Origin of the sequence: Citreimonas sp. (assembly GCF_042096055.1) — a bacterium.
Lineage (GTDB): Bacteria > Pseudomonadota > Alphaproteobacteria > Rhodobacterales > Rhodobacteraceae > Citreimonas.
The window spans coordinates 1-11,917 of sequence record NZ_JBELMH010000076.1; the positions used below are offsets into that span (position 1 = coordinate 1).

An 11,917-nucleotide genomic window follows, 5' to 3' on the forward strand; every position below is an offset into this window, starting at 1 on the left:
ATGTCGAGCGGCTTGGCGAAGCGGGCGTCGGCGACGGTGACGGTGACGCCGTCGCGCGCCAGAAGGTCGGCCGCCGCCTGCACCTGCGACAGGTGCGCGCCGAAGGACAGCAGCGCCACGTCGGAGCCTTCGCGCAGCACGCGACCCTTGCCGATGGGCAGGATCTGCCCGCGCTCGGGCAGCGCGACCCCTGCTCCGGAGCCGCGCGGATAGCGAAACGCGATGGGACCGGCGTCGTGCGCGGCGGCCGTGGCGACCATGTGCACCAGCTCGGCCTCGTCGCCCGCGGCCATGACGGTGAAGCCCGGCAGGTTCGACAGGTAGGCCACGTCGAACGCGCCGGCGTGGGTCGCGCCGTCGGCGCCCACCAGCCCCGCCCGGTCGATGGCGAAACGCACCGGCAGACCCTGCAGCGCCACGTCGTGCACCACCTGGTCGTAGCCGCGTTGCAGGAAGGTCGAGTAGATCGCGCAGAAGGGCTTGAGCCCCGACGCCGCCATGCCGGCGGCGAAGGTCACGCCGTGCTGTTCGGCGATGCCCACGTCGAAGACGCGGCCCGGAAAGCGGTCGGCCATGATCGACACGCCGGTGCCCGAGGGCATGGCTGCGGTCACGGCGACGATGTCGGGGTCGCGCGCGGCCTCGTCCGCCAGGGCGCGGCCGAAGACCTTGGTGTAGTCCGGCGGACCGCCCGCGCCCTTCTTCTGCGTGCCGGTGGCGGGGTTGAACTTGGCCACGCCGTGGCCGCGGTCGGCGGCGTGCTCGGCCGGGGCGAAGCCCTTGCCCTTCACGGTGCAGCAATGGATCAGCACCGGCCCTGTGGCGCGGGCCCGCGCGGCCCGCAGCACCGGCAGAAGCTGTGTCATGTCGTGGCCGTCGATGGGGCCCACGTAGTCGAAGCCCAATTCCTCGAACAACGTGCCCGAGGCCTGCAGCGCACCGCTGACCAGCTGGCGCGCGCGTTTCGCGCCGTCGCGCATCGGTGGCGGCAGCGCGGATTCGAAGCCCTCGGCCAGGCTGCGCATCTTCGCCAGCGGCTCGTTCGCGTAGAGCCGCGAGAGATACGCGGACATCGCCCCGGTGGGCGGGGCGATCGACATCTCGTTGTCGTTGAGGATGACGAACAGGCGGCGGCCCTCGGCGCCGGCGTTGTTGAGCGCCTCGTAGGCCATGCCGGCCGAGATCGCGCCGTCGCCGATCACCGCGATGGCGTCGCCGGTGGGCTTGCCCATGTCGCGCCCCACGGTGAAGCCCAGCGCGGCCGAGATCGAGGTCGAGCTATGCGCTGCGCCGAACGGGTCGAACGCGCTTTCCGCGCGCTTGGTGAAGCCCGAAAGCCCGCCTTCCTGCCGCAGGGTGCGGATGCGGTCGCGCCGGCCGGTCAGGATCTTGTGGGGATAGCACTGGTGGCCGACGTCGAAGATCAGCTTGTCCATCGGCGTGTTGAACACCGCGTGGATGGCGACCGTCAGCTCGACCACGCCCAGGGACGATCCCAGGTGCCCGCCGGTTTCCGAGACGGCCGAGATCACCTCGGCGCGCAGCTCGTCCGCGAGGCGGGCGAGCGCGCGGTCGTCCATGCGCCTGAGGTCGGCGGGACCGGCGACGCGGTCGAGGGTGGGGGTGTCGGGACGGGTCATGGCAGGGTCCTCCGCCGGATCATGGCGCCACGGTCGCACGGGGGGTGCCGACGGCCGTGGCGCCGCTCCTGTAGCCAACAGGAAGGGAACCGGGGCAGGTCCGCCCCGGTCACCGGCCACGCTATGGGAAGTGCGTCGTGACCGGATCGGGCGACCCCGGGGCGCGTGGCGCGTCCCGGGGCGGTGTCAGTTCGAGGCCGCGGCGTCTTCGTAGACGGGGGCGCCGGAGGTGGCCAGTTCGGGCCAGTCGGCGATCACGTTGGTGCCCTGCAGCGGCTGGACATAGCCCTTGTGGCAGGTCTTGCAGGCGGCCTTGGGCGCGTCGGCATAGACCGGTCCCAGCCGGTGTTCGGGATAGACGTCCTGCAGCGGCACGAGGTAGTCGTTGTTGATCTCCTGCACCATGGCGATGCCCAGCGTCTCGGTCGCCCATTGCGGGGTCACCTGGCTGGGGTCGTAGAACGCCCGGCTGTTGTGGCAGAAGTTGCAGTTCACCCCGAGCGAGTTGCTGACGTAGTTCATCAGCGAATAGGTCCGCTCGGTGTCCTGCCAGGTGGCGACGCCGTCCTCGTGCGGGCGTTCGGCGACGTGCGGCTCGAGGTTGTGGACCCCGATCCGGTTGTAGCCCAGCAGGTAGGTCTCCAGCGCGTCCGACGGCAGCGAGGTGTATTGCGACTGCACGGTCACGCGGTTCTGCACCGCCGACCAGCCGCCGACCGCCTCGGGTTCGTGCACCGGCGTGATGCGGTACCAGATGTCCGAGGGCACGTTCTCGCCCCGGTGGCAGGTGAAGCAGTTGACCCCGACCTCGGCGTTGGCGTTGACGTGGCCGGCCCAGTTCTCGTTGATGTTCTGCGTCATCTGGATCATCCGGCGCGACACGACCTTGGTGTAGAGGTCGTCGCTGGCGAAGTTGCCCTCGTCCGCGCCGGCGTGGCAGTAGGCGCAGCCCTGTTCCGGCGCGACCCACTGGGTCATCGCCAGCATCAGGCGGCTGAAGTTGCCGACCGTGAGGTCGCCCAGCACCTCGACGTTCTCGTAGACCTCGCCGGCCAGCTCTTCCCCCTCGGCGGGGGGATAGGGGGCCTCGGTGTAGTAGACGGCGATGGTCGGGTCGGGGGTCAGCCGTTCGCTGTCGAACTCGTGCACCACCATGCCGGTGCCGCGGGGGCCCGTCTGCATCGAGGTGCCGGCGAAGGGCTGGCCCAGCTGGTTGAGCGCGATGACGGCGAAGACCACCGCGCCCACCGTGCCCGTCAGGATCGCGGGCTTGTAGATGTCGGCGGGGAACTTGCTGTTCCAGTCGTTGAACCACTTGGGCAGCATGATCAGTCCCCCCGTCCGATGAAGGCTTCGTACGAGCCGTAGGCCTCGTAGCCGTAGGCGCCGTCGTACATCGGGGCGAAGTGATGGTCCTGGGCCCAGATGAACCAGTTGTCGACCACCGTTCCGGTCAGCAGGATGCCGATGCCGCCGGTGATCGTGGTCAGCACCGCGAACCACCACGCCCAGCGATGGATGCCTTCCATCGTGGCGTTGAAGCCCATCGTCCAGCGCCAGAACAGCGCGGCGCGTTCCGAGGCGGTGCCGCGGTCGGCGATCTGTTCGAGCTCGCGGTCTCCGCCGTAGCGGGTGACGGCGAGGATCGTGGCGCCGTGCATCGCGAAGAGCAGCACCGAGCCGTAGAGGAACACGATCGAGAGGCAGTGGAACGGGTTGTAGTAGAGGTTCCCGTAGCGGATCGAGAAAGCGGTGGTCCAGTCGAGGTGCGGGAAGATTCCGTAGGGCACCGCCTCGGACCACGATCCCATCAGGATCGGGCGGAACAGGCCCAGCACCAGGAACAGCCAGATCGCCGCGCCGAACGCCCAGAAGACGTGCTTGCCCAGCTTGTGTTCCTCGGCGAGGAACCAGGTCCGCGCCCACCAGGACATGACCGAGACCAGCAGCAGGAAGCTGGCGATGATGTACCAGCCGCCGTCGTAGAGCGGCGGGATCTTCAGGCCGTATTCCGGGCTCGGCGGCTCGAGCGCGAGCCAGAAGCCCTGGCGCAGGAACTCGGGGATCGACCAGTCGACCTGAGCGAGCATATTGAGCCCGATGATGTTGATCGCCAGCGTGCCGGTGACCAACGCGATGATGCCGGTCCAGCCGAGGTAGAAGGGCCCCAGCTGCGCGTTCCCGAAGAAGCCGAGCAGCGTCGAGAAGCTGGCCCAGGTGCCGCGTTCGGCGCGTGCCGTCCCGCTTTCGTCCATGCCCCATTCCGGGGGGCCCTGGACTTGCACCTGCGTGAAGATGTTCTGATATTCAGGTGTCCAAACCATGTCTCATAGCCCCACGTTCGTGCCCCAGATCGGCAGCTCGAGCCACCAGTTCCACCATTCCGGCCAGCCGCGCGTCCACACGGGCCCCGAGATGATGATGCAGACCGCGCTCCAGAAGCCCGCGTTCAGCGCCAGCAGGAGACCGACACGGTGGATGCCCAGCGTGCCGACCGAGTAGCCGATGAAATCGCGGAAGAAGCTGTCCTCGTTGTCGGCCGTCTTCATCACCTCGCCCTTGCCGGGGTTGGCCGCCGACAGGATCAGGCCCCCGTGCAGCGCCAGCGCGAAGGTGGTGGTGAAGAAGAACGTCACCGCCAGCATGTGCGCCGGGTTGTAGTGGAAGTGCAGGTAGGCGTAGCCGGTGTTGCTGACCCAATCGAGGTGGGCGAAGATGCCGTAGGGAAAACCGTGCCCCCAGGCGCCCATCAGCAACGGGCGGAAGATCACCAGCGTGACGTAGGCCAGGATCGCGATGCTGAACGCGAAGGGCACGTGGTAGCCGATGCCCAGCTTGCGGCAGATCTCGACCTCGCGCAGGGCCCAGCTGCAGAACGCGGCGGTGGCGCAGATCGTGATGATCTGCCACAGCCCGCCCTCCATCAGCGGTGCCATCCCCAGCCCGTAGGACAGGTCGGGCGGTGCGATGTTGATGAGCCAGGGGTTGAAGGTGCCCTGGTGCGCGGCGCCCCAGAAGATCAGGACGGTGCCCAACAAGGCGAAAAAGGCGGTCGTGACCCCGAAGAAGCCGACGTAGAAAGGCCCCACCCAGAAGTCGAACAGATCGCCGCCGATCAGCGTCCCTCCACGGACGCGATACTTTTTCTCGAAGCTGAGCAGCGCCATCTTCTCTCTCCGCGTTTGGCGGCGCGACCTCGGATCGAGGGGGCCGTCTTGTTCCGGTTAGGTTTGCCGCGGGCGACGGATGCCGTGCCGCCCGCGGCGCGTTTTCTGGAAGGCCCGGGTCAGTCGACCACGACCTCGCCGCGCGCGGCCGCGATCTCGAACCAGTTGATGCCGTTGGACAGCACCACCAGGTGGATCATCACCGCGAGCAGGAAGAGGAAGACGCCCTGCGCCACGAACACGCGGCGGGGGTCGAAGACGAGCCAGATCTTGTAGAACTTTGCCATGTCTGTTTCCCCCTCAGAACCACGGACGCCAGATGAAGGTCGCAAGGTGCGCGACCACGGCAACCGCCGAGAACAGCCAGAGGCCGCTCATGTAGACGGAATGCAGTTCCTGCGCCTGCTCGTCCGTGAGACCCGTGAAGGACAGGTCGGTATTGTCAGCCATTTACTTTCCTCCGGAATGGAGTGACCAACGCCGCACACCCTGCGGCCGGGTTTCCCGCCTTGGCGCGGGGGTCTCTGGCGCCCGGCTGGGCGCGCAGGATGGCGTCGCCGCCCGACACTGGGTCAGGCGGAGAAGATCAGCGGCGTGATCCGGTCGGCCTCGGCCCAGGCGCGGGCCAGCGGGCCGTGCAGCATGAGCGTCTGCTTCTGGAACACCTCGAGCACCCATCCGACCGTCGCGAACGGGATCGCGAGGACGAAGATGATGGTGAAGTAGACAGTGAACTCGGTGTCGCGCCGGGCGTGGTGCCCGCGGTACCGGGTTTCGTTCGTGGTGAAATCCGCCATCGTCAGGATCCTCCTTGTGAACTGGCGAGGGTATGGACGGTCGCGAACGCGACGCGATCCTCCCCCTTTCTGAGCGCGGCCGCCTCGGCGGCGTCGCGCAAACTCTTGGCCGCGGAAATCCGCGTCAGGACCGGGTGGCTGGCCACGATCCGGTCAAGCTCGGCCTGGGCATCGGCATCCCAGGGGAAGTCGCGGCGCAGGTTGGTGGGCGTGGCCTCGGCGCGGTCCATCTCGGAGCCCAGCGGCAGGATGTGGAACAGCGCGTCGAAGAGGCCGTTGCAGACCTCCTGCAGCAGGTAGGTGGCGCCGGCGTAGCCCATGAAGGGCGTGCCGGTGTGGCGCCGGATCGCCGCGCCGGGGAAGCTAGCGGGCATGAAATGCGGCTGCGGGCCGTGGCCGGCACGGGTCTCGGCCAGGTACATCTTCTCGTTGATCGAGCCCATCAGGATGAGCGGGCGCTTGTCGTGCACCATGCGGCGCACCGCGTCGTTGTCGGTCTTGGACCCGGCGCAGCGGGCGACGGCGAAGGCGCAGGGCAGGCCCAGGTCGCCCTCGAGGTACCGGCGGACGCCGCGGGCGTAGGTCTCGTTCGCGACGATGCCGAAATTCGCGGTGGCGAAGAAATCCTGCGTCACGCTGCGCCACAGGTCCCAGACGGGTTTCAGCGTCGAATGCTTCTCGCGCGCGATGAAGGGCTCGGGGTCGAGGCCGGTGAGCTCGCCCAGCTTGCGCAGGAAGGCGGTGGTGCTGTCGATGCCGATGGGCGCCTGCAGGTAGGGCTTGCCCAGGCATTCGCAGAGGCCGCGGCCAAATTCGCGGTACATGCAGACGTTGACGTCGGCGTTCACCAGGTTGCGCATCTCGGCCAGGTGCGCGCCCAGCGGCATGACCATGTTGATCTCGGCGCCGATGCCCTCGACCAGGCGGCGGATCTCGGCCAGATCCGAGGGCATGTTGAACGTGCCGTACATCGGCCCGAGGATGTTGACGCGCGGGGCGGCGCCCTCGTCGCGCTTCTTCTCGGGGGGCATGCGGCCCTTGGTCATCCCGAACTCGGTGAAGATCCAGGTCATGGCGCGGTCGGCGCTTTGCCACTGGTCCTCGTCGATCGTGCGAGGCAGGAAGCGCTGGATGTTGGTGCCCTGCGGCGTCACGCCGCCGCCGATCATCTCGGCGATCGAGCCGGTGACGACCACGGCCGGCAGCGCGGGGTCGAGCACCTTCCAGGCGCGTTCCATCGCCTCCTCGGTGCCCTTGCCCATCTCGTCCTCGCCGAGCCCGGTGACGACGATGGGCAGCTCGTGCGGGGGCAGCGCGTCGGTGTAGTGCAGGACCGAGGTGACCGGCAGGTTCTCGCAGCCCACGGGGCCGTCGATGACAACCTGAAGCCCCTTCACGGCGGTGAAGGCGTAGACGGCGCCCCAGTAGCCGCCGGCGCGGTCGTGATCCTGGATCAGCATCAGATCATCTCCTGCGCTTTGGCGGCGCGGGCGGCCTTGTCGAGCTTCTTCTGGTGCTGGGCGCGGAAGTCGGGGCGCAGGTTGGGCGCGCCCTCCCAGATGCCGGCGGTGTCGCCCTCGCCCACGCCCTCGAAGAAGGCGCGCATCCCGTCCATGCGCGCCTTGCCGGCGATGGCGGCGTTGACCACCTCGGCCAGGCTGCCGGCGCCGGCGGGGCCCATCAGCGGCCGGGCCGAAATCAGGTTGGTGTAGTAGAGCGCGGGGATGCCCATCGCCTTGGCCTTCTGCACCACGGGCGTGGTGCCGATGGCGAGGTCGGGGCTGACGCCCTCCATCGCCGCCAGGTCGTCCTCGAGGCTGGCGCGGAAGGTGACCTTGATGCCGCGCGATTCCAGCCAGTCGCGGTCGGGTTCCGACCAGGGCGTGCGCGGGCAGGCGGTGCCGACATAGCGCAAATCCGCGCCGCTTTCGACGAGCAGCCGCGCCACGAGCAGTTCGCTGCCCTCGTACCCCGACAGGGTGATCGTGCCCTTGACCGGCGCTGCCTCGAGCGCGGCGTCGATGGCGGGAAGGAAGGCGTTCTGCGCGGCGGCGATGCGCGCGTCGGGCACGCCGTGGGCGCGGCCGATGGCCGAGAGCCAGTCGGCCGTGCCGTCGCGGCCCACGGGCGCGCTGCCCACGACGGGCCTTCCGGCGGCGGCGAACTCGCGGACGCTGGCGGTGTAAAACGGATGGATCGCGGCGACCACGGCGCTGTCGAGCGCGGCGTAGAGCTCGCGCCATTCGCGGCAGGGCACGACGGGGCCCGCGGCCATGCCCATCGGCGCCAGCATCGCGCCGATCATCATCGGGTCGGCGGGGAACATCTCGCCCAGCAGGGCGACGGTCGGGCGGTCGTCGCGGCCACCCTCGGGGGCCTGCACCGGGCCGGCCTCGACCTCCTTGCGGGCATAGTTCAGCATCGCGCCGGCCAGGATGTCCTTGGCCTCGGCATGGGTCGGCACGCCGAAGCCCGGCACGTCGATGCCGACGATGCGCACGCCGTCGATCTCGTCCGGCAGCAGCCGCAGCGGCACGCCGGACGCGGTGGGCACGCAGAGGTTGGTGACCACGATCGCGTCGAACTTCTCGGGGTCCGCCATGGCGTGCACGCTTTCCCGGATGTCCTCGAACAGCTTGCCGGTCACCAGCGTTTCCGAGTTGAAGGGCACGTAGCCGACCGACCGGCGCGCGCCGTAGAAATGGCTTACGAAGGTCAGCCCGTAGACGCAGCAGGCCGAGCCCGACAACACCGTGGCCACCCGCTTCATCCGCAGGCCCACGCGCAACGACCCGAAGGCCGGACACATGCTTTGCGGCTGGTCGTGGGGGCCCACGGGGTAGTCGGCGCGGTACTTGTCGAGCAGCTCGGAATTGCCCGCGAGACGCGCGGCCTTTTCCATCTCGGCCCCCGAATGGCAGCCGAGGCCATCCGCCGGCGGCGGCATCGCCGCGTCGTCGCGGGACGGGGTGCCCCGGATGACCTCGACCTCGGCCGTCTCGTCGTATGTCGCTTCGTTGCTCATCGGCTTCTTCACTTTGGTCCAAGTACTACGGGGGTCCGGGGGGTTGGCCCCCGGCCCTGTCGTCGTCAGGCGTCGTCGTAGATCACTTCCAGGCTTTCCTTCGGCGCGGCGTTCTTGCCGCGCATGTCCTGATCGGTGGCCGGTTCCAGCACCACGTCGCCGCCGGTTTCCGAGGCGTCGAACAGGCCCAGAAGGCCGTCCTGGTCCAGCGGCTCGGGGCGGACGGGCGGTGCCACGGCGACGTTCTCGCCCAGCTCGGCGAACAGCGCGCCCCAGGGCGAGGCGTCGGTGCCGACGATCTGGTAGTTGGCGGATTTCTTGCGCAGGTCGTCGTCCTGCGGGATGGCGGCCAGCACCGGGATCTTCACCGCCTCGGCGAAGGCCTGCGCCTCGCCCGAGCCGTCGTCCTTGTTGATGACCAACCCGGCCACGCCGACATTGCCGCCCAGCCTGCGGAAGTATTCCACCGCCGAGCAGACGTTGTTCGCGACGTAGAGCGATTGCAGGTCGTTCGAGGCGACCAGGATCACCTTCTGCGCCATGTCGCGCGCGATCGGCAGGCCGAAGCCGCCGCAGACCACGTCGCCTAGGAAGTCGAGCAGGACGTAGTCGAAATCCCAGTCGTGAAAGCCGAGCTTCTCCAGCAGCTCGAAGCCGTGGATGATCCCCCTGCCCCCGCAGCCGCGGCCCACCTCGGGCCCGCCCAGTTCCATCGCGAAGACGCCGCCGCGCTTGAAGCAGACGTCGCCGATCTTGACCTCTTCGCCGGCCAGCTTCTTGCGGGTGCTGGTCTCGATGATCGTCGGGCACGCCTTGCCGCCGAACAGCAGCGACGTGGTGTCGGATTTCGGATCGCAGCCGATCAGCAGGACGCGCTTGCCCTGCTCGGCCATCATGTGGCTGAGGTTCGCCAGCGTGAACGACTTGCCGATCCCGCCCTTGCCGTAGATCGCGATGATCTGCGTCTTTTTGGTGGCTTCCCGGGGCTCGATCTCTTCCCCGAACAGGCCGGCCTCGTCCTTGAGCCTGTCGTCGTAGGCCTTCAGGTTCGGGACGGCGTCCTTGTTCAGCTCGTCCTTCATGCGGCGTGCTCCCAATCCAGGATCATTTTCAAACAGGCGGGGTCCTCGAACGCCGTCGTATAGGCGTCGGACACCGCGTCGGGTGTGGCGTGGTGGGTGATGAGGCCCGCAAGGCTCAGCGCGCCGGACTCGACCAGCGCGCGGGTGGCGGCCAGGTCGTCGCGGGTCCACTCGGCGGCGATGCGGAAGCGCGCCTCTTTCATGAAGGCGGGCGGGAAGGCGAATTGCAGCGGCTGCGTGTAGAACCCGGCGAGCACGATCTCGCCCCCGCGGGCGATGCGGCCGACGAGGTCGTTCAGCAGCGCGCCGTTGCCGCTGGCTTCGTAGATCGCGCGGTAGTCGCGGCGCGGATCGGCGTCGGGATGAATCACCGCGTAGCCGTCGGCGCCGTGCGTGCGGTTCGGGTCGATCTCCCACACGGTGGGCGCGGGCGCGCCGGCGGCGACGGTCAGGCGCGCCAGCAGGCGGCCGAGCACGCCGTGTCCGACGATGAGGTCGGGCGGAGACTTGTCGAAACCGGCCATGGCGTGGCGTGCCGTCGCCGCGAGGGCGAGGAGTGCTCCCTCTGCGCCATGACCGGAATCGATCCGGGTCACGCGGGAGGCATCGGTCACCACGCGGGCGGCCGCCCCTCCGAACAACCCGAAGGCCCCATCGTAACAATTCGCGCCGGGCACGAAGACGTGCTCTCCGACGCGGAAACCGGTGTCGCGGCCGACCTCGACCACCTCCCCCGCGGCCTCGTAGCCGGGGACCAGCGGATAGCCCATGCCCGGGAACGGTGGCATCGTGCCGGACCAGAACAGCTTTTCGGTGCCGGTCGATATGCCGGAATGGCGGATGGCGACCACCAGGTCTGAGGGGCCAGGATCGGTCAGCGCCAGCGACGAAAGCGCCAGCGTCCGGGGCCCGCTGAGAAGGACGGCGTCGGTGTGCATTGTGATCCCCCTCCGGCTGCGGCGCGACTCGGTCTTGCGGTGCGCTCTGGTTGACGGCTTAAGTGTCAGTCTACGCTTACAGGTTGATGTGTCAATAATAATGGACAGTCGGTCTGTCTAGCCGCGCGCGGTGACGACCGAGGTCACGAAAGGCCGCGCCGGGCGGGGCGTTTCGACCTCGGCAAAGCCGGCCTCGGTCAGCATTTCGGCGATGCGGGCCTGGCTGCGGACGGTGCCGGTGCGCATCGCCATGCAGTAGAACGCGAAGTAGACGTCGCCCGCGGGCGCGGGCCGGGTGCCGCCGGACATCGGCTCGGACACGATCAGGCGGCCGCCGGCGGGCAGCACGGTGCGGATCTTCGCGAGCAGGGCGCGCACGGTCGCGTCCTCGTGGTCGTAGAGCACGCGGATCAGGCTGACGGCGTCGGCGCCCCGGGGCAGCGGGTCGTCGCGGAACGACCCTTCGGCCACGGCGATGCGGTCGGCGACGGGCGAGGCGCCAAGGCGCTGCCGCGCGGCCTGCGCCACCGCCGGCAGGTCGAAAAGCGTGACCGACAGGTCCGGCGACGCGCGCGACGCGGCCTCGGCAAAGACGCCCGAGCCACCGCCGATGTCCAGAAGGTGCGTAGCCCGGCGCAACGAGACGGCGCGTAGCGTATCCTCGGCGACGAGGCGCTGGCTGTCGGCCATCAGGCGGGAATAAGTGCGCGTGATCTCGGGGTCGGTCGCGCCGTCCGCGCCGAAGACGTAGGGCCAGAAGCCGGCGAGCTCGGTCTCGGTCTCGCCGCGCAGGAAGGCGACGGGGTCGGCGAGGTCGCGGTAGAGCACGTCGTGGTGGCGGATCATCGCGGCAAGGCCCGGCACGCCCAGCAGCGCGGCGCCGCGCGTGGTCAGGGCGAAGCGGTCGCCCGTGCGGCGCATGATCCGCAGCGCGGCGGCGGCCTGGCACAGGCGGTGCATCCGGTCGGTCGGAATGTCCGTGCCCCGCGCCAGCGTGGACGGCGTGGCGGGACCATCGGAGAGACGGTCCAGAAGGTCCAGCGAGACGACGGCATACAGCACCTGCGACGCGACGAAGCCCTGAACGAGGTCGAAAAGCGCGTCGCCCTCGGCCCGCGCGATGCGGCGCAGGATCGGGATGCGGGCGGCCCAGGACTGGAAACCGGGGCGCGCGACGAGGCGGATCAGGCGGGCGCGCAGGTCGGCGCGGTCAGGCGGCGCCACGGGGCCGTCCGCCTGCAGGGCCATCTCAGGCGCGGGCCCGGACG

12 protein-coding genes are annotated in these 11,917 nt (G+C 69.2%); all 12 read right to left on the reverse strand.

Annotation, left to right across the window (positions count from 1 at the left end; all coding sequences use genetic code 11):
* On the reverse strand, window positions 1-1,640 hold a 1,640-nt coding region (gene dxs / locus ACFDTC_RS14520), incomplete at its 3' end, for a 1-deoxy-D-xylulose-5-phosphate synthase (RefSeq protein ID WP_375259604.1).
* Between the two features lie 186 nt (window positions 1,641-1,826).
* The gene (gene pufC / locus ACFDTC_RS14525) at window positions 1,827-2,966 is read right to left on the reverse strand and encodes a photosynthetic reaction center cytochrome PufC (RefSeq protein ID WP_375259605.1); all 1,140 of its coding nucleotides are present in this window, start codon (window positions 2,964-2,966) and stop codon (window positions 1,827-1,829) included.
* 2 nt (window positions 2,967-2,968) lie between these two features.
* On the reverse strand, window positions 2,969-3,964 hold the full coding sequence (gene pufM, locus ACFDTC_RS14530; protein ID WP_375259606.1) for a photosynthetic reaction center subunit M: 996 nt from the start codon (window positions 3,962-3,964) through the stop codon (window positions 2,969-2,971).
* A gap of 3 nt (window positions 3,965-3,967) precedes the next feature.
* Window positions 3,968-4,807, reverse strand: a complete 840-nt coding sequence (pufL, locus tag ACFDTC_RS14535) for a photosynthetic reaction center subunit L (protein ID WP_375259607.1) — start codon at window positions 4,805-4,807, stop codon at window positions 3,968-3,970.
* 119 nt (window positions 4,808-4,926) lie between these two features.
* On the reverse strand, window positions 4,927-5,094 hold the full coding sequence (pufA, locus tag ACFDTC_RS14540; protein ID WP_375259608.1) for a light-harvesting antenna LH1, alpha subunit: 168 nt from the start codon (window positions 5,092-5,094) through the stop codon (window positions 4,927-4,929).
* A gap of 13 nt (window positions 5,095-5,107) precedes the next feature.
* Complete coding sequence (gene pufB / locus ACFDTC_RS14545; RefSeq protein ID WP_072778079.1) at window positions 5,108-5,257, reverse strand: light-harvesting antenna LH1, beta subunit; 150 nt, start codon at window positions 5,255-5,257, stop codon at window positions 5,108-5,110.
* 122 nt (window positions 5,258-5,379) lie between these two features.
* Entirely contained in the window at window positions 5,380-5,604 is a 225-nt protein-coding gene (pufQ, locus tag ACFDTC_RS14550) for a cytochrome PufQ (RefSeq protein WP_375259609.1), read from the reverse strand.
* Between the two features lie 2 nt (window positions 5,605-5,606).
* Window positions 5,607-7,064 (reverse strand): chlorophyllide a reductase subunit Z, encoded by a 1,458-nt coding sequence (gene bchZ, locus ACFDTC_RS14555; RefSeq protein ID WP_375259610.1) that lies wholly within the window; start codon window positions 7,062-7,064, stop codon window positions 5,607-5,609.
* Window positions 7,064-8,629, reverse strand: coding sequence for a chlorophyllide a reductase subunit Y (gene bchY, locus ACFDTC_RS14560; protein ID WP_375259611.1), 1,566 nt, complete (start codon window positions 8,627-8,629; stop codon window positions 7,064-7,066). Before bchY ends, bchZ begins: the two co-directional genes overlap by 1 nt.
* Before the next feature lie 65 nt (window positions 8,630-8,694).
* The gene (locus tag ACFDTC_RS14565; RefSeq protein ID WP_375259612.1) at window positions 8,695-9,711 is read right to left on the reverse strand and encodes a chlorophyllide a reductase iron protein subunit X; all 1,017 of its coding nucleotides are present in this window, start codon (window positions 9,709-9,711) and stop codon (window positions 8,695-8,697) included.
* Window positions 9,708-10,649: a chlorophyll synthesis pathway protein BchC gene (bchC, locus tag ACFDTC_RS14570; protein ID WP_375259613.1), complete on the reverse strand. Its 942-nt coding sequence runs from the start codon at window positions 10,647-10,649 to the stop codon at window positions 9,708-9,710. The genes ACFDTC_RS14565 and bchC overlap by 4 nt, the downstream gene beginning before the upstream one ends.
* A 117-nt stretch (window positions 10,650-10,766) precedes the next feature.
* A complete protein-coding gene (locus ACFDTC_RS14575; RefSeq protein ID WP_375259616.1) occupies window positions 10,767-11,897 on the reverse strand; it encodes a methyltransferase in 1,131 nt (376 codons plus the stop codon).
* Window positions 11,898-11,917: the final 20 nt, after the last annotated feature.

Excerpts from the sequence above, each read along its gene's own strand:
- pufC (WP_375259605.1), bottom strand. The coding sequence starts at position 2,966 with ATGCTGCCCAAGTGGTTCAACGACTGGAACAGCAAGTTCCCCGCCGAC.
- pufM (WP_375259606.1), bottom strand. The coding sequence starts at position 3,964 with ATGGTTTGGACACCTGAATATCAGAACATCTTCACGCAGGTGCAAGTC.
- pufL (WP_375259607.1), bottom strand. The coding sequence starts at position 4,807 with ATGGCGCTGCTCAGCTTCGAGAAAAAGTATCGCGTCCGTGGAGGGACG.
- pufA (WP_375259608.1), bottom strand. The coding sequence starts at position 5,094 with ATGGCAAAGTTCTACAAGATCTGGCTCGTCTTCGACCCCCGCCGCGTG.
- pufB (WP_072778079.1), bottom strand. The coding sequence starts at position 5,257 with ATGGCTGACAATACCGACCTGTCCTTCACGGGTCTCACGGACGAGCAG.
- pufQ (WP_375259609.1), bottom strand. The coding sequence starts at position 5,604 with ATGGCGGATTTCACCACGAACGAAACCCGGTACCGCGGGCACCACGCC.
- bchZ (WP_375259610.1), bottom strand. The coding sequence starts at position 7,064 with ATGCTGATCCAGGATCACGACCGCGCCGGCGGCTACTGGGGCGCCGTC.
- bchY (WP_375259611.1), bottom strand. The coding sequence starts at position 8,629 with ATGAGCAACGAAGCGACATACGACGAGACGGCCGAGGTCGAGGTCATC.
- ACFDTC_RS14565 (WP_375259612.1), bottom strand. The coding sequence starts at position 9,711 with ATGAAGGACGAGCTGAACAAGGACGCCGTCCCGAACCTGAAGGCCTAC.
- bchC (WP_375259613.1), bottom strand. The coding sequence starts at position 10,649 with ATGCACACCGACGCCGTCCTTCTCAGCGGGCCCCGGACGCTGGCGCTT.
- ACFDTC_RS14575 (WP_375259616.1), bottom strand. The coding sequence starts at position 11,897 with ATGGCCCTGCAGGCGGACGGCCCCGTGGCGCCGCCTGACCGCGCCGAC.